Raw genomic sequence first — 26408 nt, forward strand, 5'->3', positions numbered from 1 at the left:
GGAACCGCCCGAGTTGGGCACGGCCGGAACGGGAGTGATAGTTCCGCGCTATCGCCACTTGCCATCATCCCCAGACGCCCCCTGCTCCCCGACACTCCCGGTACCGAACCGTTCACCTTTCACAGAACGAGTAGGGAGCCCCCCACATGAGCAAGCGTTACCTGTCAGTCGCGGCCGTAGTCGGCCTCGCTGTCGCCGGTCTCGGCACGACTTCGGCAACGGCCGCGACCCCCACCGCGTCCCCGTCCAAGGTCTCCACGTCCACGGCCTCCTCGATCGCCGAGTACAACGGCTCGGGCGAGGAGAAGGCGGCCAACAAGGCGTTCTTCGAGGCCGTCCTGAAATCGGTCGCCGAGAAGCGCGCCGCCCACCCCGGCGCGAAGTCGGTCACCGTGGTGTACGACGCCTCCGGTGCGCCGAAGTTCGCGCAGCAGATATCCAGCAGTGCCTCCATCTGGAACGGCGCGGTGTCCAACGTGAAGCTCCAGGAAGGGAGCAGCGGCGCGAGCTTCGAGTACCGCGAGGGCAATGACCCGCGTGGCTCGTACGCGAGCACGGACGGCCACGGCAAGGGGTACGTCTTCCTGGACTACGCGCAGAACGAGGAGTACGACTCGACGCGTGTGACGGCGCACGAGACGGGCCACGTCCTCGGCCTCCCCGACCACTACGAGGGCCCGTGCAGTGAGCTGATGTCGGGTGGCGGTCCCGGCCCTTCGTGCACCAACTCGCAGCCTGACGCGAATGAGAGCGGCCAGGTGGACCAGCTGTGGGCCAACGGGCTCGCGAAGGCGCTGGACAAGCTGGACAAGGTGAGCTGACCTCTCGCTCGAACGAACTAGAGCGAACTAGAGCGAACTAGAGCGACCTAGAACGAAAAGTACGGGCAGGCCGAGCGCTCGGCCTGCCCGTACTTTTCGTTCTAGGTCAACTGGCCCGAGTCCAGGTCAACTGGCCCCCGTCCAGGTCAACCGGCCCCGCGCTCGCCCCGCCCCTCGCTCGTGTAGTAGCGGTAGAACATCACCGCGAACACGCCCGCCGCGACGCCGACGGCCATGATCGTGGAGCGCAGGACGGTCGGCCCCGGCATCCCCTGGCTGTACATGAAACCGAACGTGATCCCGGCGAAGCTCGCCCACGCCGTCGCGCGCAGCTCGCGCGGCAGCCGGGGCGCCGCCCTGTACATGCCCATGAAGAGCACGGCGAAGACGACGCCGGAGACGACGCCAAGCCATGCGTTGCCATCAGCGAGCGAGCCCGCGGCGCGCTGGGCGACCACGATGCCGAAGACGAGGCCGAGGAGCACGGCGGCGAGGCCGGCCCTGCCGGCGGTGGAGCCGGCCCGCAGGTGTGGTGCGGATGCAGCGGATGCCATGTGAGCCATGACGGTCCCTCCAGACTCCTACGCTCCCGGTACAGCTCCCGGTACAGCTCCCGGTACAGCTCCCGGTACAGCTCCCGGTACAGCTCCTGGTACAACTCCTAGTACGGCTCCTAGTACAGCTCCTTCAAGGGCACACCCGCGTACGCCGTCCGGCAACTCGGCGGCTTCAGTGGTAGCGGTTGTAGCCGCCCTGGCACGTGTCCCAGCACGGCTTGTACTGCTGGCAGGGATCCGCGGACGCGCAGCTGGGCACATGCTGCCCGCCGACATCGACGTACGCGGCGCTGGCCCAGCCCTGCACTCCGCCGAGCCAGTACCAGTGCGGATTGCCCCAGACGCTCGTACCCTGCGTCGCGCACTCGACCCGGTCCTGGCTGCCCGCAGGCAGTCTGTCGACGATCGAGGCGCTGGTGGACGGCTGGTCCCGGACCTTCAGGTCGACGGGGGCGATCACCGTCCCCCAGATCACGTCGTGATGGTGGGTGGGCGCCGCGGTGGCGGATGCCGGGGACGCACCCCCGAGGGACAGGGCGCCCGCGGTCATGAACGCGGCGGCAAGAGTTCCCAGGGCGGCCGGAGTGGTTCTCAGGGCCGGAGTGGTCCGCATGATCGACCTCCTCTTCCCCCGCTCCCCCCCACGTCTTGTCTCTTTCCGTCCCCCTCCAGTTCCTTCCCCCCTCCAGCAAACACCCGTTCGGACCAACGCTCCACCGGACGGCCCGGCAGCGGCGGGACCGGGGGAATGCAACCCTTCCCCCACATCCAGCCGTCTCTGAGGGAGGATTCGAGATCCCATCAGACGGAGAGGCCGGTCCTTGGACAGCGCAACGGCGGCGGAGACAACCTCCCAGGACGGCTGGCCGGAGTCGCAGGCGGAGGGTCGGCGGCGCCCCAGGCACCGCCCCTCCGCCTGGCTCGCCGCCCTCCTCCTGTCAGGCGTCACCGCCATCATCGGCTTCAGGCTCGCCGACTCCGACGGCTTCACCCCCGTACCCCAGATCCTCGCGTTCCTGCCCTGGCTGCTCGCCCCAGCCATCGCCGCACTGCTGCTCGCGGCACTCGCCCGCTGGCGCATCGGCCTCCTCTGGGGCGTCATCGCCCTCGGCGGCGTCGCCTGGTTCCTGGAGCCGTACGGCAAGGCCGACGACCCGCGGGGACCGGCGGTCGCCGACGTCCGCGTCATGGCGTCGAACGTCGAATTCGGCAAGGGCACCCAGGACTTGATCAAGGCGGTCCGCAAGGAGAAGCCGGACCTCCTCTTCGTCCCGGAGTGCGACTACGCCTGCTCGGACCTGCTGCGCGACGAACTGCCCCGCTCCGAGTACCCGTACCGCAGCGCCAGCGAGGCAAGCGGCGCCGAGGGTTCGGTGATCGTCAGCAAGCTGCGGCTGAAGAAGGCGAACGGCGTCGCGGGCACCCTGGGTATGCCGGGAGCCGTGGCCGAGCTGAAAGGTGGCCACCAGGTCCGCATCCAGCTCGCCCACCCCATGCCGCCGCTGCCCAAGCAACTCGGCACCTGGCGCACCGAACTCGCCGGACTCCGCGACTACGCCGCCGAAGGCAGGCGCGGGGACGGGAACAAGGGCAAGGGCCAGGTCAAGTCCACCATCATCGCCGGGGACTTCAACGCCACCCAGGACCACGCGGCTTTCCGCGACATCCTGGACACCGGGGGCGTACGCGACGCGGCCCGCCTCTCCGGCTCCGCCCGCACCCCCAGCTGGCCCACCGCCCTGTTCTCACCCCTGGGCACCCAGATCGACCACGTCCTGGCCACCCCGGACTTCTCGGCCCGCGACGCCCACTTCCTGGACATCGACAACACGGACCACCGGGCCCTCGTGGTGGACCTGACGCTGCACAAAAACCGATAAGGCGCAGGTCAGGCACCGCAAACCGGCCATAATGGCCACATGCGCCGCCGCGACTCACCCGCACCACCCCGCTCCCTGAGCGCCCGCGCGCTCGCCCCACCCCCCTGGCTGGTCAGGACGCTCAAGCCGCAGACCGCGCCGATCCCGTGGGCGGCGGTGGCGCGTGCGTCCATCGCCATGGCGCTGCCTCTCCTCATCGGCCTCGCGGCGGGGCAGCCCGCGTACGGCGCGCTCGCCTCCATGGGCGCGCTCTCCGGAGTCATCGGCGACACCGCCGACGCGTACCGCATGAGGATCTTCAACATCGCCGTACCGCAGCTCTTCGGCGCGCTCGGCGTCACCATCGGCTCGCTCGTCTTCGGGCACGGCTGGATCGCGGTCGGCGTGGTCACGCTCGTCGCCCTCGCCTCCGGGATGATGTCCACGATCGGTGCCGTGGCGTCCGTGGCAGGGCTTCTCCTGCTGCTCAACTCCGTGGTGGGGGCGGGGCTTCCGATGCCGGGAGAGTGGTGGCTCGCCCCCGCCCTGATGACCGGCGGAGGCCTCCTCGTCCTGACTCTCGCCCTCCTCGCCTGGCCGCTGCGGTCCGGCGTCCCGGAGCGGGCGGCCGTCGCCGCCACCTACCGCAGCGTGGCCGCGCTGCTGGAAGCGGCGGGCACCGAACGGTACGGGGAGGCGCGGACAGCGGTCACCACATCCCTGAACCAGTCGTACGACCTCGTTCTCGCCCGGCGGACCCGCTCCCACGGCCGCAACCCCGATCTGGTGCGCCTGATCGCCCAGTTGAACGCGATCACGCCGGTCGTCGAGGCCGCGCCCGTCGCGCACCAGTGCGGGGAGCCGATGCCGCCGGAGGTTCCGGCGGCGGTGCGGCGCCTGGCGGATGAGGTGGCGTCGCCGGGGGACGGCGCGGTGCCCGCCCCCGTACTCCCGGACCCGTTGAACCTCTCCGCCGACGCCGTCGACCACGCCTTGCGGCATGTCGCCGAGACCCTCAACAACCCCGATCCGCACGGCATCGTGAATGTGGACGACCGCCTGGGCCGCCCCGCCGCCCTGCGCGTACGAGCCCGCCGGGCGGCCCGCAACGTACTGCTCTCCAGCGCCTCCTGGCGCTACGGCCTGCGCCTCGCGCTCTGCATCGGCATCGCCCAGTCCCTGGTCTCGCTGATCGAGGTGCCGCGCTCGTACTGGGTGGCGCTCACCGTCACGTTCGTGCTCAAGCCGGACTTCGGGTCGGTGTTCTCGCGAGCGGTGCTGCGTGCGCTCGGCACGGCGGCGGGGCTCGTGGTGGCCGCCGCCGTCCTCTCCGAGGTGCCGCGCGGGTGGTGGGACGTGCCGGTGATGATGGTGCTCGCGGCACTGATCCCGGCGTTCACACCGCGGGGATACGGCTACCAGACCGCCGCGATCACCCCGGTGATCCTGCTCCTCTCGGACGTCCTGAACCACCAGGGCTTCGGGCTCGTCGTGCCGCGCCTCGTCGACAGCCTGATCGGCTGTGCGATCTCGCTGGTGGCGGGGTATCTCCTCTGGCCGGAGAGCTGGCACACCCGGATCGGCGACCGCCTTGCCGATGCGGTCGCCGATACGGCTTCGTACGTCGAGAGCGCGTTCGGCACGGCCGTGGAGCCGGCGGCGCGGGCCCGGATGCGGCGGCGTCTCTACCGGGACCTGTCCGTCATCCGGACGGAGTTCCAGCGTGCGTTGACGGAGCCGCCGCCGATGGGGGCGCGGGCGGCGGCGTGGTGGCCGCTGGTGATCGCCGTCGAGCGGATCGTGGATGCGACCACCGCTGCGCGGGTGCGGATTCGGCATGGGGCGGAGGAGCCGGGCCTCACGGAGGTGGGGGAGGTCGCGCGCCAACTCCGGGAGTTGGAGGAGGGGTTGCGGGGCTCGGAGATCCTGGAGGAGGTCCCGACGTCCTTCACCGGGCCTCAGGAGAGCGTTCTGGAGCCACTCCGCCAGGAGGTCGTCGCCGCGAGGGCGATTGCGTCGCCGGGGCGGTGAGGGGGTTCTCTTCCCCAAGCCCACCCCTGCCCGAATCCCCCCGAATCCCCCGAATCCCCTCGGCTCCGCCGGCCCGTGCGCGCAGCCGGTTTCGGGAAGGGGCGGGATCGGGGACTAAAGCGTTTCGAGGTCCACCGCGCGGGCCATCGCCCGATACCCCGCGTCATTGGGGTGCAGGTGATCCCCACTGTCGTACGCGGGAGCGATCCGCTCCCCATCAGCCGGGTCGGCAAGCGCCTTGTCGAAGTCGACATACGAGTCGTACTCCCCCGAAGTCCGAACCCACGCGTTGAACGCGTCACTCACCCCCGCAGCCCGCTCCCCGTAGTGATCAGATCCCCCCAGCGGCAGCAGAGTAGCCCCCACCACCTTGACCCCCTTCTCATGTGCCGCCCGGATCAACTTCCGGTGCCCCGCGATGAGTTCACCGGCGCTCACCTTCGGCGCAGGCTTATAGGTCGGCGTATCGCTCTCGCTGAAACCGATGTCGTTCAGCCCTTCAAGAACGACCACGGTCCCCACCCCCGGAAGGGACAACGCGTCGCGCCCGAAGCGGGCCGTACCCCTCTCCCCGTACCAGGCCGAGTCGTTGAGGACGAGATTGCCGCCGATACCGGCGTTCAGCACAGGCCGAGGCGTCCCCGCCGCGGCGAGTCGCTCGGCCAGGGCATCGGACCAGCGGCGGTTGAGGTCGGTGGAGGAGGCGAAGCCGTCGGTGGTGGAGTCGCCGAAGAGGGCGATGCCGTTGTTCCGGCGGGGCCGGTCGCCGCCGCTCACATCCACGCCCGACAGGAAGTACCAGGACTCCGACGACTCATCGAACGCCCCCGCCCCCGTGTCCCCGACATGCTCCCCGTCCGCCCGGTAACTCGTCGCGAAGGACTGCGCGTGGAACGTGGCGGGCCCCGTCGTGCGGGCGAGGTGCAGGGTGACGGTGACCGAATCGAAGGCCTGCAAGCCCAACCCCGCTCTGTCACTGGAGAGTTGACCGTGCGCCGGTATCGCCACCGACCGCTTCCCCCCGAACGTGAGCCGCCGCACCGAGCCCTCCTCGACCGCCGCCCCCTTCTTCGTACGCGCGATGGTCGCCCCCGCGATGTGCAGGGGTGACGTGCCGTACGCGTTGGAGAGCCGGATACGGGCTCTGTCGCCGCCCTCCGTGACGCGTACGACCTGGCGCACGGTCTGCCCGGAGAAGCCGTCCTCCGACCAGTTGGGCTTGAATCCCGTACTGGCCCGCTGCGGTGACGCGGCCCAGGCGGCGGTCCAGTCGGGCCCTGACGATTGCGAGCCGGAGGCGTGGGCCCCCGTGACGGCGAGACCGGCGGTCAGGGCGAGCGCGGCAGCGGCAGCGGCAGCGACGGCGACGGCGGATGTGCGAGTGCGAGTGCGAGTACGCGAAAGCATGGGAATCTCCGGGGAGTTGAAAGAACGGGGAGTTGAAAGAAGAAGTAATGCCGTCCGTTGACCGGACTCCTCCAAGATCCGCCTCCGCCACCCCCCCGATCAACGGCGATCCATGAAACGATCGCGACGCTCAGGCTTATAGATGCAGGTCACAGCCGTACATGGTCACAGCCGTACAAGGTCACAGCCGTACAAGGTGAAGGAGAAGGGGAGACCAGTGGAACGACAAGAGCTCGAAACCTTCCTGACCCTCGCCGAAGAACTCCACTTCGGCCGCACCGCCGAACGCCTGCTCCTCTCCCAGGCCCGCGTCAGCCAGACCGTGAAGAGGCTGGAGCGCAAGATCGGCGGCCCGCTCTTCGAGCGCACGAGCCGCAGGGTGGAGATGTCCCCGCTGGGCCGTCAGTTGTACGACGACCTCGCGCCGCTGCACGTGCGCATGGAGGCCGCGGTCGCCCGCGCCAAGGACACGGCGCGCGGCGTCGACGGCGAGCTGACCGTGGCCTTCCTCGGGGCGGGGGCGGGTTCGCTGACCTCGGCGATCCTGGAGACGTTCCGCGGACGCTGTCCGAGCTGCGACGTACGGATGCGGGAGACCCACGTCGGCGACCCGCTCGGCGCACTCCGCAGCGGTGACGCCGACGCGCTGTTCACCTGCCTGCCCGTCGAGGAGCCCGACCTCACCGTCGGCCCCGTCGTCATCAACGAACCCCGTATGCTCGCCGTCCCCCTCGGCCACCGCCTCGCCGGACGGCGCGACGGCGTATCGCTCGAAGAGCTCGCGGGCGAGACGTTCTTCGGCGTCGTGAACGGCGCGCCCGCCTACTGGTGGGACTTCCACATCCCGCCCCGCACCCCCAGCGGGCTCCCGATCCGCCGCGGTCAGTCCGTCGCCGGTTTCCAGGAGCTGATGACGCTCGTCGCCACGGGGCAGGGGGTGTCGCCGGTGGTCGCGTCCGTGGAGAAGTACTACTCGCGGCCCGACATCATCTTCGTACCCCTGCACGATGTTCCGTCGGCCGATGTCGCGCTGATCTGGCGTACGGCCGCCGCCGGCACCCCGCGCCTGGACGCCTTCGTCCGCGCGGTGCGCGACACGGTCGCGGCCAACGGCGGGCCCGCGGCGTTCTAGGCGCGGCGCGGTACAGGATGCCGTGCGTGACCGCTGCTCTGACCTATTCCGCCGCATTCATCACCTTCTTCTCCGTCGTCGGCCCGCCCAAGGTGCTGCTCGCCTTCGGCGGCATCGCGCAGAACCATCCGGTCCGCGAGCTGCGGATGATCGCCCTTGTCTCGTCAGGGGCCGCCGTCGTCATCGGCCTTGTCGCCGGGTTCACCGCGCCCTGGCTGCTCGACCTCTTTCACATCTCGACGCCCGCGCTCCAGCTCGCGGGCGGAGTCATCTTCTTCATCTACGCCGTGGGGCTCGTCCTCGGCGTCCACCTCGGCTCGGACGGCGCGCATCAGGACGCGCCCGATCTCGTCAGCGGCGTACGCGAACTGCTCATGCCGTACATCGTGAGCCCGCTCGCCATGACCGCCGTACTGATCGAGGCGGCGGCCCGCGACACGTGGTCCTGGCGGTCCACGGTCGTCGGCGCGTACGTCACCGTGGTCGCCCTGGATCTGGTGTGCGTGGTCCTCCTGGCGCGCATCCTGCGCGGCACGCATCACGCGACGGTCGAGCTCTTCAGCAGACTGCTCGGCCTGCTCCTCGCCGCGGTCGGCGTGGACCTGGTCCTGGACGGGCTCGCCGCGCTGGGGGTACCGGGCCTGGGCCGCTCATGACACGGTCCGCTGTCCTTCTTCCTCCCTCTCCCCCTCGATCAGCATGTCCGGGCGCCCCGTCACCAACAGCCAGGCGGGCAGCGCCGCGACGCACAGGATGGGCAGCAGTTCGAGGTCCATCACCACGACCGCCGCCGTGAACAGGCTCAGCCAGCCCTGCCGCGTCGTGGCGAGCAGGATGCCGAGGACGGCGCAGGTGATGGCGAGGGCGGGCGGCACCGCGTCGACGAGCGCGTGCGCGAACATGCCGAGGGCCACGCCCACGAAGACGGCCGGGAAGATCCGCCCGCCCCGGAAGCCGCAGGAGGCGGCCACGCAGAGCGCGAGCAGTTTGACCAGGGCGAGCAGCAGCAGATTGCCCGCGTCGTGGTCGGCGGCGTGCGCGGTCAGTTCCTTCATCTCGTCCAGGCCCTTGAAGAGCGTGAGATGGCCGCCGAGCGCGCCGAGGGCGCCGAGCACGAGGCCGCCCACCGTCAGCATCAGTACGGGGTGCCCGAGCTGGCGGAAGACGCGGTGGAGGTAGGGGAAGGCGTACACGGCGCCCAGACCGACAGCCGCCGCCCCGGTGCTGATGACCATCGCGGAGAGTACGTCGCCCCAGCTCGGCCCCTCGTACGCCGGGACGTCGATCTGGAACGTCGGATGCGCGATGAGGACGGTGGTCAGCGCCCCGGCACCGGCCGCGACCAGCGGCGCGAAAAGACGGTCCCACAGGGGCCGCGGGTCGGGTCCGGGAGACGTGACGGTCTCGGAGAGGATGAGCGCCGCCGCCACCGGCGTACCGAAGAGGGCGCCGATCGTCCCGGCGGCGGCGAGGGCGACCCAGTCGGAGGCGGGCGTACGCGGCATGGCTTTCATGCCGAGCGCGTAGGCGAGGGCGATGTTGATCGCGGTGATCGGGTTCTCCGGGCCGAGGCTGACGCCGCCCGCGAGGGCCACGATGACGGTCAGCGCGAGGCCGGGGAGCACCCGGACGGGCAGCGGCGGATCGACGAGGCCGAGCGTCGCTGGGTCGGGCCCGGCGTGCCCGGGGACCCTCCACACCACAAGACCGACGACGAACCCGGCCACCGTCAGCACGGCGATGATCCACCCCGCCGACGTCCCGGAGACCCCGACCGCGTCCGGCAGCGTGTCCCACAGCAGATCCTGCATCCGCTCGGCGACGAAGCTGAGCAGCAGCAGGACCAGGCTGGACCCGACGCCGATCAGCAGGGCGGGCACGACGAGCGGTAGGAGAGCGCGGGCCTGCGGTGTCATAGGCCCCTCCGGAGCTGCCGCTGCCTCGCGTCCGGTCAGGGGGCGGTGGGAGGCGTGGGGCCAGGGCCTCCGGGTGTGGGGGCGCCGGAGCCCTCGGCGAACGGGCCGGGTCCGCTGGAGGTGCTCCTGGGTCCCCAGCCACCCTCCGCGGCTCCGCCGCTCGGCGGACCGCCACGGCCCGCGTCGCCGTCGGACTGGTGGTCCGTGCACAGCGCCCAGATGACGAAGACGCCGATGGCGATCGAGATCAGCGCCCAGACCGGCTGGTAGGGCAGCCACAGGAAGTGCACGACGACGGCGAGCGAGGCAAGGGCGACACCGAACGCCTTGCCCCAGGCGGCACCCTTGAGGATGCCGTAGCCGACGACGGCGAGCAGGATGCCGAGGGCCAGGTGGATCCAGCCCCACGTGGTGAGGTTGAACTTGTAGACGTAGTCCCCCATGCGCGCGTAGACGTCGTCCTTCGCGATGGCGGCGATGCCTTCGAGGATGCCGAGGACGCCGTAGACCAGCATCAGGACGCCCGCGAACGCCGTACCGCCGGATGCCCAGGGGCTGTCGCCCCGCGGGTTGCTCGTACTGCTGCTCATGGGCACCTCGTCTCTGTTGCTCACGGCCGCGTCTCTACGGCCGGAATTCACAGCGTGTGACAGCCCTGCGGGCGGCGCGAGCGGGCTTGGCCCGAATGAGCAGGCCCTGGTGCCGCCCCCTCGGCGTCACACTCGGACGAGCGACGAGGCTGCCGATCTCATGGAGGCGATGGTCGGCGCGGCGGCGGGGTAACGCTTCGTGTGAGCGAGCGCCGTGACGATGGGCACAAGCACGGCTCGATCTGAGATACAGGGTGGTCTCCCCCGAGACGACCCTGGGTGGCCTTGTACGTGGTGGTGATGCCGTCCTTCAGACCGTCCTTCAGATTGCCCCTGGCCGAGGCCGGCTTGAACTCCGGAATGGAGGGTCGTGGTCCAGGCCCCCGACAGTGGCCGACGTGGCGGACACGACCTAGGGCGCCTCGGCGACAGCCCGGGTGATCTCCGCCGTCATCCGGCGGATACCCGGTGAACGCGCCGGGCAGGGGCGGGACTTGGCGGTAGTCGGCGCCAGGCAGAAGTGCAGATAGTCATCGCCGCGATGCAGCGCCGTCCGCCCGCGCCCCGGCTCCGTGCAGTACGCCGGGTTCTTCGTCTCGTACGCCGTGCACGGCAGCTTCTCCACCCATGTGTACCGCCCCGAAGCCGGTGCCACCATGCGGCCCGCGTCGGCGACGATCCCGCCGGAGGCCCGCGCCTGCGCCTCGTAGATGCTGTTGACGCGCCGCACGCGATCGGGGGTGATCGGGTCGGGCCCCTGCATCACCCACACGATGCGCGGCCGGTCCGCCCCGGCGGCGGCGTCGTTGATCTGGGAGGTCAGCGCCCTCGCGTCGGCGGCGTACCGATCGAAGTACTTCGCCCGCGCCTTGTCGTACGTGATGCCGTCCATGCACGGCGTATAGCCCCACGCGTTGCCCCAGAACTGGAGCACGACATAGTCCGGCCGTTCGGACCGCACCAGCGCGGCGGCCTTGTCCTTGTCGGGGACGAGGGAGTCCTTACCGGTTCCGTCGAGGTAGTCGCAGAGGGTGGTCCCGGAGTAGGGCGCGCTGCGGTAGCGGGCACCGAGCTCGGCGCGGAGCTGGTCGCCGAGGACGGTCTGGTTCTCCATCGCGAGAGAATCCCCGAGGTAGAGAACCTTTGGTGCTTCCGTCCGGGACTTTCCTGCGACGCGCCGACGGGTGGTGGGGGCGGGCGTGGGCGACGCCGAGGGCTCGGCGGCCTTTGTGGCCTCGGGGGCTTCGGGGGCCGCCGGGGCCTCCGCGCTCTCGGACGACCCCGGATCACCGCACGCTCCGAGGAGCAGTGCAGCGGCCAGTAGCCCACCGATCCACGGCTTGCGCATACGCCAACTCCCGTCCAGGCGACCGAAATAGCCCCCAAGGCAAGCACAGTCACGTGCGCGTGAGAAGACACCGGGAAGCGGGAAGCGGGAAGCGGGCACCGGGAAGCGGGAAGCGGGCAGCGCTTCGGCGGTCCCGCATTACCCCGGACGTAATCGACCCGCGTCGCCCCGCACGGCAAGCTCAAGTCATCGGGAGAGCAACCCGGTTGAACACTTCACAGGAGGCTGACCCATGAATGCCGCACACACCACTTCCGCGTACGAGACCGCCGTCGCCCGCTACTTCGAGGCGTGGAACACCGAGAGCGCCGAGGACCTGGCCAAGGCCGTGGCCGCCGCCTGGAGCGAGGGCGGCAGCTACACGGACCCGCTGGCCGACGTCTCGGGGCACGAGTCGCTCGCCGCCGTGATCGCGGGGGCCCACGAGCAGTTCCCGGGCTTCGAGTTCCGGCAGACCGGCGCTGTCGACGGGCACCACGACACCGCGCGCTTCGGGTGGGAGCTGGTGTCGGTCGCGGACGGTTCCGCGCCCGTCGCCGGGTTCGACGTCATCACGCTCGCCGATGACGGCCGTATCCGTGGCGTGTACGGATTCCTGGACCGCGTGCCCCAGCCCTGAAGGGAACGGCGAACGGCCTAGGGCGCTAGGGCCCTAGGGCCCTAGCGCGCCACGTACTGCGTGAGGATCGCCTGCACCTCGTAGATGTCGACGCCCTTGGTGAAGGTCTTCTGGATCGGCTCGTGCGTGCCGGAGATCCAGATCTTCAGCTCGGCGTCGAGGTCGAAGTGACCTGCGGTCTCCACCGAGAAGTGCGTGATGCTGCGGTACGGGACGGAGTGGTACTCGACCTTCTTGCCGGTTATCCCCTGCTTGTCGACGAGGACGAGCCGGCGGTCGGTGAAGATCATGGTGTCGCGTATCAGCAGGAACGCGGCCTGTACCTGCTCGCCGTTCCCCAGCAGGCGCGCGTAGTCCTGCTGCGCGGCCATCGGATCGATCGTGTGCGCGTTCCCGAACAGCGCCATGAGAGGCCCCCCACTTGTTTTCATCGGAACTCATAGAATTTTCGGACCGACTCTAACGCGCCCGTCACATCTTGCCCGGCCCGTCCGTCAGACAAGTGAAGGCATCAGAACGGCCTCACTGACGGCATACGGCATACGGCATAGGAGTGCGCCATGGAAGCTCGGTTGAATCTCTTCGGCAACGCGGTCGCGGGCAAGGCTCTGCGGCACATCAACTCGGCGGGCAAGGTCGCCTCCGACTCGACCCTGCCTGCCGAGACGCAGGAGCTGGTGAAGATCCGCGCCAGCCAGATCAACGGCTGCGGATTCTGCACCGACATGCACACCAAGGACGCCATGCACGCCGGGGAGACCTCGTCGCGCCTCAACCTGATCGCCGCCTGGCGCGAGGCCAAGGTGTTCACGGACGCCGAGCGTGCGGCCCTGGAGCTGACGGAGCAGGGGACCCGGATCGCCGACGCGGCCGGTGGTGTCACGGACGCGGCCTGGGCGGATGCCGCCAAGCATTACGACGAGGACCAGCTCGCAGCCCTGGTGTTCCTCATCGCCGTCATCAACACGTACAACCGCGTGAACGTAATCGTTCAGCAGCCGGCGGGGGACTACCAGCCGGGCCAGTTCGGATAGTTGGGCGGCCCACCCGCCCCGACCGCGGTCTGAGAAGATCGGCTTCCTTGAACGTAACGCGTGACGTGACGCGTGACGTGACGCGTGACGTCACGCGTGAAGAAGGGGGAAGCCATGATCGTGCTGCTCAGCGTGCTGGTGCTGCTCACGGCCGCGGGGTTCGCGGCCGTCGTCTGGGCGTCGCGGGGCGGGCCGCGGTGGGTCCATGGCGTGGCGCGAGTGGTGCTCGTCGTGGCGGAGCTGGTGACGATGGCGAAGCCCTTGAAGGGCCGGTCGGGCAGCAACTCCGGTGACTAGGACGGGTGAGGCGGCGAGGTCAGGGCTGCCCTGCTGAGATACGGGCGGCGAATCGGGGCCAGGCGAGGAGGACGACGGGGTAGACGGCGTAACCGACTCGGGTGGCCGGGGACAGCGCTATCGCCAGGAGCAGCCCCAGGGCGAGCCGGTCGGCGGCGGCGGTGGCGGTGCGTGGCGGACGTACGAGAAGTGAAGCCCCCACCCCCACGGCGCTCAGCGCGATGAGCCCCATGGTGACGGACTCGCCGTTCGGCACCAGCGAGACGATCAGATGCCCGAGAAGGGGGCTCTGGGCGGAGGAGGCCGTGGGGCCGAGCCCCAACGGGTAGAGAACGACGTTCTGGTAGAAGGCCGCCCTGTCCACAAGGAGCACCGGCAGGGCGGTGAGGACGGCGATCCCCACGGCTCCCGCCGCGCACCTGACTGCGGCCCGCGTCCCGCCGCGTACCGCGAACAGGGCGACGATCACCGGAATGGCAGGCCAGGCGGTCCACTTCAGCGCGGCAGCGGCCCCCAGGACCAGACCCGCGCGCCCGGCGTCGCCGCGGTGCGCGAAGGCCAGGGCGAGGCAGATGAGCCCGATGACGGGCGGGTCCACGCCACCGATGGTGAGCGGCAGCGCGACGACGGGGCAGGCGATGAGCCACAGGACACCGGCCCCCGCACGGGCGCGGCGGCTCGAGACCCCACCGTCCTCGACGTCGTCGACGCCCCGCTTCCCACCGGCCAACACCCGCACGGCACCGACGACGGCGGCCAGGAACCCCACGGCGAACCACAAGCGGGCACTGCTGAGCGGGCCGTCGCCGAACACCATGTGCGGTATCCCGAAGACCGCCATGCCGGGAAGGTACGGATTGAAGTCCCGCACGATATGCGGCGTGGCGCTGTAAGGGGTCCCGGACGAGAACAGCAGCTCGGCCCCGCGCTCCACGACGCCGACCTCCATCTGCGCCTTGCCGATGACGGTCAGGTAGAGGAGAGGCACGAGGACGGAACCGACGACTGCGATGACGGCCACACGCGGCGCCCACGGGGCGGACTTCAAGGCGACGAGACCGGCACACCCATAGCCGAGGGCGGAGGCAAGCCCCCAGGCCTGCTGCGAGGTATCGGGGGGAGAGGCGAGCCCGACGGCGAGCGCCGACACCGCACACACGAGAAGGACGGGCCAGTCCCAGCGCCGCGCGGGGCGGGGTGAGTCACCGGAGTTCTTCGGACGCGCGGCGGTATCCGGGCGCCCGAGTGGGGGGAGCGTCGTGATCATGCGTGGGACTATACATGGTGAGTATACGCGCGGTGTATACATGCCGCGTATAGGACGATGACCAGGGCGGGAGCTGGGGATGTGGGTGGCTATCGGCTGCCGCGGATGGACGGCGCGGCCAGGCGTAGGGTCGCGGCGACAGGGGCGACAGGGGCGACAGGGGGTGTCCCAACCCGCCGAAGTCCGTGACACGGTCGCCGACGCGGTACGACGCGAGACCGGCCCCGGAACCGCCGCGTGATCATCGTCATCGCCGACACCTCCGGACTGCTGGCCGCACTCGACTCCACCCACCCGGAGCACGGCGCGGCGAACGAGGCGATTCTGGCGGCCGGCCTTCTCGTCGTGTCCCCGCTCCTGCTCGCCGAACTCGACCACGTCGCGACGCGCGAACTGGGCCGTGAGGCCGCACTCGGCGCGGTTGACGCATCCGGCACTGGATACGTCGGGGCCGCATCGTCGCGCCGGAGATCGCGGAGGACCACCTGGGTGTCGCCCAGTCCATCCGCGCGCTACAACTCGCTGGACCTCGACCTCGACCTGGACCTCGACCTGGACCTGGACCTCGACCTCGCGGACGCGGTGAATGTGGCCCTGGCCTCCGAGTGCGACAGGGGCGCGATCCTCACACTCGACCGCCGGGACTTCCGCGCCGTACGCCCTCTCGGCCGCCACAAGGCATTCCGGGTCTTGCCCGTACGACCGCCAGAGGGCCTGGGCCTGGCTCGATAAGCCATGATCCAACGAAAAAGGCCCAGGTCGCCGACCTGGGCCTCAGCTGTTCAACTATGGAGCGGGTGACGAGAATCGAACTCGCACTCTCAGCTTGGGAAGCTGATGTTCTACCACTAAACTACACCCGCGAAAGACGCCGTCTGTGGCGGTGTCATAACGTCGCACACTCTACCTCATCCCAGGCCCCGGGCGCTTTTGCCCCGGGGCCCGCGTGCTGTCCGGGGCGTGGATGGCGCTGCGGGACGCGGGAGTTGGGGCGTACGGTGAGGGATCGGAGCGCCGCCTGGAGGGTCGCCCCTTTCGTCCCGTAATGTGGCCTTTCGGCACCCGCTCACGCATGAGGTGAGTCAGGGGCGCCACGAGCTCAACTACGGCTTTGGGGAAGGGACTCGAGGACTTGATGGAGCGCACCGTCGTCCGTTGTGCCGAAGGGCACGTGTTCAGCACTGCTTCGTTCCCGATGCAGAAGGCCGACCGGCTCGGACCCGGCCGTCTCATCCGCTGTCCACGCTGTGCCCGATTGCGGCATTCCGTGCCGATCACGGCGCCGAAGAGGTAGCGGGACACCGCGGCGTCAGCGTCGCGAGCAGCAGTCGCGAGCAGCCACCACAGCAGCGATAACGCGCGCGGGTCCGTCCGATTGGGGCGCGCCCGCGCGCACTGCGTATCCTCGGTGCGTGCTTCTCTCAGACAAGGACATCCGGGCCGAGATCGACGCCGGACGAGTACGGATCGATCCGTACGACGAATCCATGGTGCAGCCCTCAAGCATCGATGTGCGGCTCGACCGCTACTTCCGGGTGTTCGAGAACCACCGCTACCCCCACATCGACCCCTCCGTCGAGCAGGCCGACCTGACGCGGCTCGTGGAGCCCGAGGGCGACGAGCCGTTCATCCTGCATCCCGGGGAGTTCGTGCTCGCATCGACGTACGAGATCATCAGTCTGCCCGATGACCTCGCGAGCAGGCTCGAGGGGAAGTCGAGCCTGGGGCGGCTCGGGCTCGTGACGCATTCCACCGCCGGGTTCATCGACCCCGGCTTCACCGGGCACGTGACGTTGGAGCTCTCCAACCTCGCGACGCTGCCCATCAAACTGTGGCCCGGCATGAAGATCGGCCAGCTGTGCTTGTTCCGGCTGACCTCGCCCGCCGAGTCGCCCTACGGGTCCGAGCGGTACGGGTCCCGTTACCAAGGGCAGCGCGGCCCGACCGCCTCCCGTTCCTTCCTCAATTTCCATCGGACCCAGGTGTGACATCCAGCATGAGTGACGTGCGCGAGAACCTTACGTACGAGAAGTTCGGCGGGGCGGTGCGCGAGCTCGCGCAGGCCATCGCCGATGACGGGTACCAGCCCGATGTCGTCCTCTCCATCGCACGCGGTGGCGTCTTCGTCGCGGGCGGGCTCGCGTACGCGCTCGACTGCAAGAACATCCACCTCGTGAATGTCGAGTTCTACACCGGGGTCGGTACGACCCTGGAGATGCCCGTCATGCTGGCCCCCGTGCCGAACGCGATCGACTTCACCGACAAGAAGGTCTTGATCGCTGATGATGTCGCCGACACCGGCAAGACCCTGAAGCTCGTGCACGACTTCTGCCTCGACCATGTCGCCGAGGTGCGCAGCGCCGTGATTTATGAAAAGTCGCAGTCGCTCGTGAAGTGCGAGTACGTCTGGAAGCGCACCGACGACTGGATCAACTTCCCGTGGAGTGTCGAAGCGCCCGTCGTGCGGCGTGCCGGGCAGGTTCTCGACGCCTGAGGTGTGAACGAACGGAGAAGGCCCCGGCGGAGCATTCCGCCGGGGCCTTCTCCGTCTCAAGTACTAGCTAGAACGTGCCCAGCTTGATGATCGCGAGCAGCGCGAGCAACTGGATCGACGCCGCGCCCAGCGCCTTCGGCCACGGCAGGTCGTGCGACTTGCTCACCATCGCCGTGAGCAGCGCGCCCGCCGCCACCCAGGTCACCCAGCCGAGCAGCTGGACGAAGGGCTGGCCGCCGCCGAGGAACATCGCGACGACCACGCGGGGCGCGTCCGTGAGCGACATGATCAGCATGGACAGGCCGACCGTCGGCTGCCAGGCGCCGTCGCCGCCGAGCTGGCGGGCGAGGGTGTGCGTGACCACGCCGAGGATGAAGGCACTGATCGTGATCGCCACGGCCGTGGTCAGGACGTACGGGACGGCCGTCGAGAGCGTGGCGTTGATGGCGTCCTCGCGGGCGCCGTCGAAGCCGAAGATCGCCAGGAGGCCGTAGAGGAACGTGACGATGAGGGCGGGGGCCCACATCGCGTAGTCCCGCATCTGGAGGAAGGTCGGACCCGGGCGCAGCACGATGCCGCGCAGAAGGTCCTTCCAGTGCAGGCGGGGCCCCATCGGTGCGGGGGCCTGACCGGCGCGGTACGTGTCGCCCTGGTTGTACCGGTCGTCGTTGATGGAGAAGGCCTGGGTGTGACCGGGATTGTTGGCGGCGTAGGGATCGAAGCCGCCCTGGCCGCCCTGGCCCCCGTGACCGCCATGGGGCCCGCCTCCCTGCCCCGGGTCGCCCGGTCCGCCGAAGTACTCCGGCTCGCCGTGATGTCCCTGGTTGCCGCCCGCCTGCGGCCACTGCTGCCCGCCGTAACCGCCCTGGCCGCCGCCTTGACCGCCGCCCTGGCCTCCTTGGCCGTACGGCGGCTGTCCGCCGTACTGCTGCTGAGGGGGCGCCTGAGGGTAGCCGTACGGCTGCTGCCTGCCCTGGGGGGCCTGCTGCCCGTACGGCTCCTGCCGCGGTCGTTGTTGGGGGCGTGCTTGCGGGGTGCGGTTGTCCCGGCCGCGTCCGATCCTGAATCCAGCCACGAATCGAACGTACCTGGTCTGGAGGGCCGGGGTCGTCCGTCCTCGGGAGGAGAGAGGCTTTGCCGCTGACCTGTGACAACCCTTAGGGGGACCCTGAGGGGTTATCCCCAGAGCCCCAGAGCCCCAGAGCCCCAGAGCCCCAGAGCCCCAGAGCCCCAGAGCCCCAGAGCCCCTGGGGCCCAGGGACGTCGCCGGTGTCGCGCCGGTGTCACCGATGTCGTCAGGGACTCGCTACTTCCCGAGCACAGCCCCATACGCCAGCGGGTCGGAAGAGGCGGGCAGGCCGAGGGAGTTGGGGGTGACGACCGAACCGCCGGCCGCGGCGCCCGGCAGGTCCCATACGCCGCCCGCCGAGGAGTTCTCGCCGGGTGCGGCCACGGAGAGGTCCGGGCGGCCGTCGCCGTTGTGATCACCGAAGGCGAGCGCGCCACCGAACAGGTCACCCGCCTGAGCGACGCCCAGGATGCCGGGGGAGTTCTGCTGGAACGCGACCGTTCCCTTGTTCGCCGCGCCCGCCGGGTCGAGCAGGCCCATCTCGCCGCCCTTCAGGACGGTGACGCTGCCCGCCTTCGCCGCGCTGCCGATGGCCTCGCCGGGGGCGCCCGCGATCAGGTCGTCGTGGCCGTCGGCGTCGATGTCCGCCACGGCGAGTGCGTCGCCGAAGCCGTCACCGGTCTCGGCGACGCCGGGCATCCCGGCGGTGTCCTGGTTGAACGTCTGCTGCTCCCAGCCGAAGCTGCCGTTGGCGCCGCCGAAGCGGATGTGGACGGCGCCGCCCTTGGCGAGCTCCTCAGGGCCGCACGGGTCGTCGATGTTCTCGTCGGCGATCTCGCGGCAGTTGCCGACGGCGAGGTCGTCGTAGCCGTCGCCGTCGAAGTCACCGGACGCGAGGGCGTTCGCGGCGCCGTTGGAGTTGTTCCAGAAGTTGAGCATGGAGCCCTCGTCCTTGTTCCAGCCGTAGAGGCGGAGGTGGGACTGGGTGTAGGGCTGGCCCTTCGTGTAGTAGGCGAGGGCGAGGTCGGGGAGGCCGTCGGTGTCGAAGTCGCCGGTCGTCAGGACGGGGGCGCGGCCGCCCATGCGGTCGGCCATGAGCGGCTGAGTGTCGGCGGTGTACGGGTTGTAGTTGGCGACGACCTGGTCCTTGCCGCCGATCGCGAGGTCGACGTCCGTGTCGCCGGTGAAGTCGGCGGCGGCGAGCGCGTTTCCGTACGCGTCGCCGGACTTCGCGCCGCGGGCGGCGGTGTTGGCCTGGGCGAAGCCGTCGCCGGTGCCGTACAGGACGGTGACGGAGCCCGCGTCGGTCTTGGCGTCGATGTCCTCGCCGGGGGCGCCGATGACGAGGTCGGCGTACTTGTCGTCGTCCACGTGCGCGGTGGTGACAGAGCCCCCGAAGCGGTCACCGGACTCCGGGGTGCCTGGCACCTCGACGGTGGCCTGAGTGATGCGTCTGACGCCGTGCGGGCCCGGACCGTGCTGGCCGCCGAACACGACGCTCACGTATCCGGCCTTGGCTTTCCCGCCGACGGTGCCGCTGGGCACGCCGACGGCGAGGTCGGCGTAGCCGTCGCCGTTGAAGTCGGCGCCGCCGGGCTGCGCCGCGGTGGGGGCCGCGGTCGCGGAGGTTGCCGTGAGGGTGAGGAGTCCGCCTGTCAGGGCCGCGGCAGCGGCGGTCGCCGCGACCAGACGGCCGGGTCTGTGGGTGCGGGTGTGGGTGCGGGTGCGGGTGCGGGTGCGCTTTGGCATGGGGGCTCCTGGGGTTCGTTGGTTGGTGTGCGGGTGTGCGGGTGTGCGTGTGTGCTCGTGCGTACCGTTGATCACCGGCTTCGCCGCGCCGCGCTAGCGGCTCAGCACCGCCCCGTACCCGCTCGCCCCCGACAGCCCCAGCTTCCCGGGAGTCACCGAGACCACCGGCGGGTACGGGCCGTCCGTAGGCGTCGGGGCGTACCAGACACCCCCCGACTTCGCGTCCTCGCCGGGCGCGCCCGTGGCGACATCCGGGAGGCCGTCGCCGTTGTAGTCGCCGGCGGCCACCGCCGCGCCGAGGCGGTCGCCCGCCTCCGCCGTGCCTGCCACTCCCGCGGAGTTCTGGCTGAAGGCAGGCCCGGCGAGGCTCGTGCCCGTGCCGGTCGAGGCGAGGAACCAGTACGAGCCCGCGTTCTTGGCGGTGCCCACCGCCTCCGCGTCGGCGCCCGCGATCAACTCGTCGCGGCCGTCCTGGTCGGTGTCGACGGTCGCGAGGTGCGCCCCGAAATGGTCTCCGGACTCCGCGCTGCCGCCGACCTGCGGACCGCTCTGTGTCGTGCAGGAGGCGGCGCCGCCCAGCGTGGTGCCCTTCTTGCCGTAGACCGTGAGGATGGCCCCGCCGAGGCGGTCCTCGCAGTTCGTGCCCTCCGCCTCCGGATTGGGCTTGACGTCGCCGATCGCCAGATCCGCCGTGCCGTCGCCGTCGAAGTCACCGGTCGCGAGCGCGGTGTCGGTGCTGTCGGCCGTGGACCAGGTCTCCTTCCACTCGCCCGTACCGGCATCGCGGCTCTTCACCGTCGTACCGCTGATCTCCATCCCGTCGTACGAGATCGCGAGGTCGTCCCCGCCGTCCCCGTCGAAGTCACCGGCGGCGAGCGCGGCAGGTCCGGCGAAGTGCCAGCCTTCGACCCGGGACAGTTCGGCGGGCGACCCCGCCGTGAAGGGGCCCGGCCGCATCATGACCGAACTGCTCTCGTCGAAGTGGGAGTTGAGGGCGATGTCCTTGTCGCCGTCCTTGTCGAAGTCTCCCGTGGCGAGGAGCGCGCCGTAACTGCTGTCGCTGTAGCCTCCGTTGGCCGCGGTGAAGCCGCCCTTGAAGCCGTCGGCCGAGCCCCACACCACGGCGACGGTGCCCGCGGACAGGCCCGCGTCGTTGTCCTCGTCGGGTGCGCCGACGACCAGGTCGCTGTAGCCGTCGCCGTTCATGTCGTCCGACTCGACGGCCTTGCCGAACCCGTCGCCCGCCTCCACCGTGCCGGGCACGCCCGGTGTAACCTGGCTGACCGTGGTCGCACCGTGCTTGCCCAGGCCGGACTTGCCGCCCCAGACCACATTCACGTATCCGGCCTTGGCCTTGCCGCCCACCGTCGCGCCGGGCACGCCGACCGCGAGGTCCGCGTAGCCGTCGCCGTTGTAGTCGGCCGTCGGTTCGGCGGGCTCGGCGGCGGTTGCGCCGCCCGCCGTCAGGCCCGCGACGCCGAGCACGGTCGCGGCACAGAGCGCGCTCGCCGCGAGGACCTTGTTGCGGAGGGGTTTGCGTGTGTGCGTGGCCACTTGCGTCATCTCCAACTGGATCATGGGATATGGGGGGTTGACGGACCGATTGACAGACCGATTGACAGACCGACTGGCGGTCCTATTGGCGGTCCGATTGGTGGACCGGAACGATCAGCGCAGCGTCCTGCCGAAGCCCGCGCCCGCGCCGCCAGCGCCGCCGATTCCGAAGTCCGAGCCGTTGAAGGAAGCCGCGTAGGACGACGTCAGACCCGTCGACGTGCCGCGCAGGACCCACACGGCGCCGACGTCCCGCGTCGTGCCGATGTCCTCGCCGGTCGCGCCGGTGGCCAGGTCCGCCTTGCCGTTCTTGTTGATGTCCTTGAGGCGGACGGTCGTACCGAAGTGGTCGCCTTCCTCGGCGACGCCCGGCACGCCCGCGGTCTCCTGATGCCAGGCCTTGCCCGAGGTGAAGGCGCCCGCGGAGGACTTGAGGAGCGTGACGCTGCCGGTCCCGGCCACCGTGCCGACCGTCTCGCCGGGCGCGCCCACCGCGAGGTCGGGGAGGCCGTCGCCGGTCACGTCACCCGCGGAGACGGAGGCGCCGAAGCGGTCGTCCGCCTCGTCGGCGCCCGGTACTCCCGCGCTGTCCTGGTTGTACGTCACCGGGGAGCCGAACTTGCGATCGCCGCCGAACCGCACGGTCACCGAACCGCCCTTCCCGTCATGGGAGTTGCCGGTGATCAGGTCGGCGTAGCCGTCGCCGTCGACATCACCGGCGGTGGCCGCGTCGCGCGTCGCCGTCGGGTCGTCTCCCTCGCCGATCAGCTCGGCCTCGTAGCCGTAGTCGCCGACGCCACCGTTCATGTGGGCGGTGTAGGCGCCGCCGTCCGCGCGCTCGCCGTACAGGACGAAGCTGTCGCCGTCCTTGTACTTGAAGTTGCCGGTGACCATGCCGTCGAGGCGGACGCCGTCGGGCAGGAAGTCGACCTCAAGGCCGACCGGGTGGGTGTCGCCCTCTCCGCTGCCGCCGTAGAACCACCAGTTGTCGCCGCTGATCACGGCCAGCTGGGGCGATCCGTCGTAGTCGAGGTCGGTCCAGGCGGTGGCCTCGCCGAAGCGGCCTGCCGTGTCGCTCGGCGCGTTCACGACGTAGCTGCCGCCGGTGAAGCCGTTCTTGCCGCCCTTGATGACGGTGACGGAGCCGGAGGGCTTGCCCGTCACCTTCTCACCGGGGGCACCGACGATCAGGTCGGCGAAGCCGTCGTCGTTCACGTCACCGCTGGTGATGTTCTCGCCGAACTCGTCCTCCGCCTCGGTGACTCCGGGGACTCCGGCCGTGTTCTGGCTGACGGTGACGGAGCGTCCTTCGGACACGCCTGATGCCGAACCGAACGTCACCGTCACGGAGTTGGAGCCGGGCGTACCGACCGCGAGGTCTCGGTAGCCGTCGCCGTTGTAGTCGTCCTTGAGCGTCGACGCGGCGCTCGCCGTGCCCGCGAAGGGCAGCGTGAGGCCTGCGACGCCGAGGGCCGCGACACTCGCGGCGATGGCCAGGGTTCGTACGCGCACGTGGGGCTCCCGGGAGTGGGGAATTGCTTTCCCGGGGTGTGACAGGTGAGGTGTACGAATGGTTGTGCGATGGGGGTGGGGCGGTGTCCGGCCGGTGAACGAGGGCCCCCGCCCTGGAGGGGCGAGCCGCCTGGAGGGGCGAGCCGCCTGGAGGGGCTAGCCACCTTGAGGCTTAAGGCTTCAGGTAGTTCAGCGCGAAGTACTGCACCTGCCCCGGATCGAGCCCTTCCTCCGTCCCCCGGAAGGCGAGGAACGCGGGCTTCTTCTTCTCCCACTTCTCGGCGAGGACGATCAGGTCCTGGCGGCCGTCCCCGTTGAAGTCGAGCAGCTCGTCGGTGCCGAACTCCGTCCACTTGTACGGCTTGCCGCCCGTGCTCGGCAGGCCCTCGGTCAGCGGGCTCACGGTGTGCGCGCTGTCCAGGTCCGGGCCTTCGGAGGTGCCCGGCAGGAGGGAGACCTCGCCGCCGCTCTCCTTCGGGTCGTTGTCGCCGAGGACGAGGTCGGGCACCTTGTCGCCGGTGACGTCGCCGACCCTCGGGCCGAAGCCCCAGGTGGACGCCTTCTGCTCTATCTTCTTTGCCGAACGCCCCTTGCCCAGGCCCGACTTGGCGCCGTAGATGATGGTGATCTCGCCGGGGTCACTGCCCCCGCCCGCATGGTGGTCGGAGGCCTCGCCCGAGCCGATCACGTCGTCGATGCCGTCGCCGTCCGCGTCGGCGACGGTGACGCCGCGCAGTCCGTCCAGGGTGCTCATGGCGTCGTACAGGTCGGGCTTCACATCGGGCCCCGGCACCAGGCCGCCCTTGGTGTCACCCCGGTAGTAGGCCAGCGCCGTCAGATCGTCGGGGGCGAGGTCGTCCTGCTCGGCGTCGAACGTGTACGGCAGGAGGACGTCGGTGCGTCCGTCGGCGTCGAAGTCACCTGTGTGGGCTTCGAGCGGTGTGGTGTAGCCGTGCTGGCTGAAGTCCATGGCCCAGGAGCGGGTGGGGGTGCCGGTGCGGTTGAAGGGGCCGAACAAGACCTCACCCCTTTCCCGTTCGGCAGGCAGCCTCGGGTCCCACTCCGCACCGCTTTCGTCGTCGGTCGTGCCGACCCCGCCGTCGAGGAGATCCACTGTCCCGTCCCCGTCGAAGTCACCGGCCGCCAACGGACGGAATCCGTCCGGCACATAGAGGTTCTTCGGGGCGGAAAGACCGCGCGCGCCGCCGAACAGGGCGAAGGTCTGGAAGTCGGGGTACTCCCCGCGTGAGCCGATCAGATCGGTGAAGCCGTCACCGTCGAGGTCGGCGCGGAGCGGTTCGCTGAAGAAGCCGTCGCCGCCGCCCTTGCCATCCTTGGGGCTCTCGCCGCTCTCGCCGCCCTCTCCGTCCGGCACCCGTACCGACGACCCCGTGAGGAGCCCCTTCGCGGAGCCGTAGACGACGGCGAGTTCGGTGTCGGCCCGGCTCGCGTCCGGGCCGTTGAAGTCGACCTCCACCGCGTAGTCGTCGAACCCGTCCCCGTTGAAGTCCCCGGTGTCGGGGTCCTTCGAGGCCTTGCCGACGGCGGGCGAGCCCTTCAGCGGAGGCCGGACCTCGCTGCGGGCGCTGCCACCGTCCGGCGCGCCCCCGCATCCGGCGGCCAGCAGAGCAGTCGTACAGCAGAGGGCCAGCAGGCCGACGCGTCGCAGTGTTCTCACGAACCGTCGCCAAGGGCCAGGAACTCCCGTGTGGAGAAGGTCAGTTGAGGCTTGCGAGCGATCAGGTCGCCCTTCACTCCCGGATACACCCCCACCGTGTCCTCGCCGTCCCCCCGATACGTACGAAGGACCAGATCGGCCCGCTTGTCCCCGTCGAAGTCCGCGATGCCGAGGACCTGCGTGGTGCCCTTGGCAGCGGGGATCACAGTCGCCGACGCGTTCTTGTCGAGCAGCGCCGTACGTCCCCTGAAGACCCGCACCTCACCGGCGCCGCCCCCGCTCCCGCTGCCGCCCCCGCTCAGGACGAGCTCGCTCAGGCCGTCCCCGTCGAAGTCGCCCGCGTCCAGCGTCACATTCTTCGCCTCAAGGGCGCCGCGTCCGGTGCCCGGCACGTCGTAGCGCAGGGCGACACCGGCCGGGCCCGCGACGGCCGCGTCCGTGGCCTTGCCCTTGCCGAAGCGGCCGAACGCGATGTCCGTGCCCGCGGGGAAGAGCACGCCGGTCTCGGCGGGGCCCTTGGGGCCGCCGAGGACGAGGGCGCTGGTGGCGGCGCCTGACGCGTTCGTGGCCTTGCGGACGAGGAGGTCGTCGTAGCCGTCGCGGTCGACGTCCGTGGCCTCGCCGGTGACGAGGTTGTTGCCGGGCGCGGTCAGCGGCTTGCCCGCGGCGCGCGGGGCACCGGTCCGCTTGAACGGGCCGCGCAGGAAAGTGAGCCGGGCGCCGCTCGCGTGCAGGACGAGGTCGTATCCGCCGTCGCCGTCGAAGTCCCCGCACACCGGTTGGTCGGACCAGTCGTTGCCGATGCGGGACTGCGCGGGCACCTTCACCTTCACGGCCTTGCCGGTCAGGCCCTTGGGGGAGCCGAAGATGATCTGTAGCGGCACGGGCGGCTGGCCGAGGCCGTCGTACGGCGGATCGGTGGACACGAGCAGATCGCTGAAGCCGTCCTTGTCCAGGTCGCAGGACGCCTCGGACTCGAAGGACGCGGGCAACTCACCTTTGGTGCGGGCCCCGTTGGCCCGCGCGCTCAGCAACTGCCGCGCGCCGGGCCGCAGTCCGCCCCGGCTGCCGTACACGACACCTATTCCCGCGTCGTCGCCGTGACCGCTGTGCACCAGATCATCGAGTACGAGATCGGGGGCGCCGTCCCCGTTGAAGTCGTCATCGACCTTGCTTCCCTTGCCCCGGGGGACAGGCTGCTGGGCCGAAGCCTTGCCCGCCATGCTGACGGGCCGGTGCTCGGCGTCGGGCTTCCCCGCATCGTCATTGCCGCCGCACCCGGCGAGCAGCAGCGCGCAGCTGAGGACGGCGGCCGTACCCACGACACCGCTGCCCCTCGTCTGTCTCACGCCACGTATGCCACGTATCCCGGCACTCCGCATGACCATCACCCACCCCGACTGCCCCACCCGACAACAACCAGCACATGATGCCCCCCTTCCGTACGACACGAAAGGCCGGTCCCGCCCCGAAG

Annotated in this window: 24 protein-coding genes, 1 tRNA gene and 1 pseudogene; 11 read left to right on the top strand and 15 right to left on the bottom strand. The window is 70.2% G+C overall.

Annotated elements, in window-relative coordinates:
• Positions 1 to 146 precede the first annotated feature (146 nt).
• Positions 147 to 821: a snapalysin gene (gene snpA, locus ACGFSB_RS09635; protein WP_393396497.1), complete on the top strand. Its 675-nt coding sequence runs from the start codon at positions 147 to 149 to the stop codon at positions 819 to 821.
• A 146-nt stretch (positions 822 to 967) separates the two neighbouring features.
• Here snpA and ACGFSB_RS09640 read toward each other — a convergent pair whose 3' ends face one another.
• Both ACGFSB_RS09640 and ACGFSB_RS09645 read right to left on the bottom strand, forming a co-directional pair.
• Positions 968 to 1375, bottom strand: a complete 408-nt coding sequence (locus ACGFSB_RS09640) for a hypothetical protein (protein WP_393396499.1) — start codon at positions 1373 to 1375, stop codon at positions 968 to 970.
• A gap of 175 nt (positions 1376 to 1550) precedes the next feature.
• On the bottom strand, positions 1551 to 1991 hold the full coding sequence (locus tag ACGFSB_RS09645) for an SH3 domain-containing protein (protein ID WP_393396501.1): 441 nt from the start codon (positions 1989 to 1991) through the stop codon (positions 1551 to 1553).
• 208 nt (positions 1992 to 2199) lie between these two features.
• Here ACGFSB_RS09645 and ACGFSB_RS09650 point away from each other — a divergent pair, with 208 nt between their 5' ends.
• Together ACGFSB_RS09650 and ACGFSB_RS09655 are read left to right on the top strand one after the other, a co-directional pair.
• A complete protein-coding gene (locus ACGFSB_RS09650; protein ID WP_393396503.1) occupies positions 2200 to 3258 on the top strand; it encodes an endonuclease/exonuclease/phosphatase family protein in 1059 nt (352 codons plus the stop codon).
• A 39-nt stretch (positions 3259 to 3297) separates the two neighbouring features.
• Positions 3298 to 5268 carry an FUSC family protein gene (locus tag ACGFSB_RS09655; protein ID WP_393396505.1) on the top strand — a complete coding sequence of 657 codons (1971 nt, stop codon included), beginning with the start codon at positions 3298 to 3300 and terminating at the stop codon, positions 5266 to 5268.
• A gap of 114 nt (positions 5269 to 5382) precedes the next feature.
• On the opposite strand, the gene ACGFSB_RS09660 is transcribed toward ACGFSB_RS09655, so the two are convergent.
• Positions 5383 to 6675, bottom strand: coding sequence for an SGNH/GDSL hydrolase family protein (locus tag ACGFSB_RS09660; protein ID WP_393396507.1), 1293 nt, complete (start codon positions 6673 to 6675; stop codon positions 5383 to 5385).
• Positions 6676 to 6892: 217 nt separating this feature from the next.
• Between ACGFSB_RS09660 and ACGFSB_RS09665 the strand changes: the two genes are divergently transcribed.
• Positions 6893 to 7807, top strand: coding sequence for a LysR family transcriptional regulator (locus ACGFSB_RS09665; RefSeq protein ID WP_393396509.1), 915 nt, complete (start codon positions 6893 to 6895; stop codon positions 7805 to 7807).
• A gap of 26 nt (positions 7808 to 7833) precedes the next feature.
• Positions 7834 to 8463: a MarC family protein gene (locus ACGFSB_RS09670; protein WP_393396511.1), complete on the top strand. Its 630-nt coding sequence runs from the start codon at positions 7834 to 7836 to the stop codon at positions 8461 to 8463.
• On the opposite strand, the gene ACGFSB_RS09675 is transcribed toward ACGFSB_RS09670, so the two are convergent.
• From ACGFSB_RS09675 to ACGFSB_RS09685, 3 genes and pseudogenes are all read right to left on the bottom strand, one after another.
• Positions 8458 to 9723 carry an ion channel protein gene (locus ACGFSB_RS09675; RefSeq protein WP_393396513.1) on the bottom strand — a complete coding sequence of 422 codons (1266 nt, stop codon included), beginning with the start codon at positions 9721 to 9723 and terminating at the stop codon, positions 8458 to 8460. The two genes, ACGFSB_RS09670 and ACGFSB_RS09675, sit on opposite strands and share 6 nt — an antisense overlap.
• Positions 9724 to 9923: 200 nt before the next feature.
• A pseudogene (locus ACGFSB_RS09680) lies at positions 9924 to 10313 on the bottom strand (hypothetical protein); the annotation flags it as partial.
• 412 nt (positions 10314 to 10725) lie between these two features.
• Positions 10726 to 11661, bottom strand: a complete 936-nt coding sequence (locus tag ACGFSB_RS09685) for an SGNH/GDSL hydrolase family protein (RefSeq protein ID WP_393396514.1) — start codon at positions 11659 to 11661, stop codon at positions 10726 to 10728.
• A 232-nt stretch (positions 11662 to 11893) separates the two neighbouring features.
• Between ACGFSB_RS09685 and ACGFSB_RS09690 the strand changes: the two genes are divergently transcribed.
• Positions 11894 to 12280, top strand: coding sequence for a nuclear transport factor 2 family protein (locus ACGFSB_RS09690; RefSeq protein WP_393396516.1), 387 nt, complete (start codon positions 11894 to 11896; stop codon positions 12278 to 12280).
• A 41-nt stretch (positions 12281 to 12321) separates the two neighbouring features.
• Here ACGFSB_RS09690 and ACGFSB_RS09695 read toward each other — a convergent pair whose 3' ends face one another.
• The gene (locus ACGFSB_RS09695) at positions 12322 to 12687 is read right to left on the bottom strand and encodes a PH domain-containing protein (RefSeq protein ID WP_393396518.1); all 366 of its coding nucleotides are present in this window, start codon (positions 12685 to 12687) and stop codon (positions 12322 to 12324) included.
• A gap of 153 nt (positions 12688 to 12840) precedes the next feature.
• Between ACGFSB_RS09695 and ACGFSB_RS09700 the strand changes: the two genes are divergently transcribed.
• On the top strand, positions 12841 to 13314 hold the full coding sequence (locus tag ACGFSB_RS09700; protein ID WP_393396520.1) for a carboxymuconolactone decarboxylase family protein: 474 nt from the start codon (positions 12841 to 12843) through the stop codon (positions 13312 to 13314).
• Between the two features lie 114 nt (positions 13315 to 13428).
• Positions 13429 to 13611, top strand: a complete 183-nt coding sequence (locus ACGFSB_RS09705) for a hypothetical protein (protein ID WP_393396522.1) — start codon at positions 13429 to 13431, stop codon at positions 13609 to 13611.
• A 19-nt stretch (positions 13612 to 13630) separates the two neighbouring features.
• Here ACGFSB_RS09705 and ACGFSB_RS09710 read toward each other — a convergent pair whose 3' ends face one another.
• Positions 13631 to 14878 carry a glycosyltransferase 87 family protein gene (locus ACGFSB_RS09710; protein ID WP_393396524.1) on the bottom strand — a complete coding sequence of 416 codons (1248 nt, stop codon included), beginning with the start codon at positions 14876 to 14878 and terminating at the stop codon, positions 13631 to 13633.
• Positions 14879 to 15115: 237 nt separating this feature from the next.
• On the opposite strand from ACGFSB_RS09710, the gene ACGFSB_RS09715 reads away from it, so the two are divergent.
• Entirely contained in the window at positions 15116 to 15610 is a 495-nt protein-coding gene (locus ACGFSB_RS09715) for a PIN domain-containing protein (protein WP_393396526.1), read from the top strand.
• Between the two features lie 57 nt (positions 15611 to 15667).
• On the opposite strand, the gene ACGFSB_RS09720 is transcribed toward ACGFSB_RS09715, so the two are convergent.
• Positions 15668 to 15741: transfer RNA gene (locus tag ACGFSB_RS09720), tRNA-Gly, on the bottom strand.
• A 549-nt stretch (positions 15742 to 16290) separates the two neighbouring features.
• Between ACGFSB_RS09720 and dcd the strand changes: the two genes are divergently transcribed.
• Entirely contained in the window at positions 16291 to 16866 is a 576-nt protein-coding gene (gene dcd / locus ACGFSB_RS09725; RefSeq protein WP_393396528.1) for a dCTP deaminase, read from the top strand.
• Between the two features lie 8 nt (positions 16867 to 16874).
• Entirely contained in the window at positions 16875 to 17372 is a 498-nt protein-coding gene (locus ACGFSB_RS09730) for a phosphoribosyltransferase (protein ID WP_393396530.1), read from the top strand.
• A gap of 67 nt (positions 17373 to 17439) precedes the next feature.
• On the opposite strand, the gene ACGFSB_RS09735 is transcribed toward ACGFSB_RS09730, so the two are convergent.
• From ACGFSB_RS09735 to ACGFSB_RS09760, 6 genes are all read right to left on the bottom strand, one after another.
• A complete protein-coding gene (locus ACGFSB_RS09735; RefSeq protein ID WP_393396532.1) occupies positions 17440 to 18447 on the bottom strand; it encodes a Yip1 family protein in 1008 nt (335 codons plus the stop codon).
• 231 nt (positions 18448 to 18678) lie between these two features.
• Positions 18679 to 20190, bottom strand: coding sequence for an FG-GAP repeat protein (locus ACGFSB_RS09740; RefSeq protein ID WP_393396534.1), 1512 nt, complete (start codon positions 20188 to 20190; stop codon positions 18679 to 18681).
• 93 nt (positions 20191 to 20283) lie between these two features.
• A complete protein-coding gene (locus tag ACGFSB_RS09745) occupies positions 20284 to 21744 on the bottom strand; it encodes an FG-GAP repeat protein (protein ID WP_393396536.1) in 1461 nt (486 codons plus the stop codon).
• A gap of 114 nt (positions 21745 to 21858) precedes the next feature.
• Positions 21859 to 23256: an FG-GAP repeat protein gene (locus ACGFSB_RS09750; protein WP_393396538.1), complete on the bottom strand. Its 1398-nt coding sequence runs from the start codon at positions 23254 to 23256 to the stop codon at positions 21859 to 21861.
• 172 nt (positions 23257 to 23428) lie between these two features.
• Positions 23429 to 24934, bottom strand: coding sequence for an FG-GAP repeat domain-containing protein (locus tag ACGFSB_RS09755; protein WP_393396540.1), 1506 nt, complete (start codon positions 24932 to 24934; stop codon positions 23429 to 23431).
• The gene (locus tag ACGFSB_RS09760; protein ID WP_393396542.1) at positions 24931 to 26283 is read right to left on the bottom strand and encodes an FG-GAP-like repeat-containing protein; all 1353 of its coding nucleotides are present in this window, start codon (positions 26281 to 26283) and stop codon (positions 24931 to 24933) included. The genes ACGFSB_RS09755 and ACGFSB_RS09760 overlap by 4 nt, the downstream gene beginning before the upstream one ends.
• Between the last annotated feature and the right edge of the window lie 125 nt (positions 26284 to 26408).

Source organism: Streptomyces sp. NPDC048441, assembly GCF_043200235.1.
GTDB lineage: Bacteria > Actinomycetota > Actinomycetes > Streptomycetales > Streptomycetaceae > Streptomyces.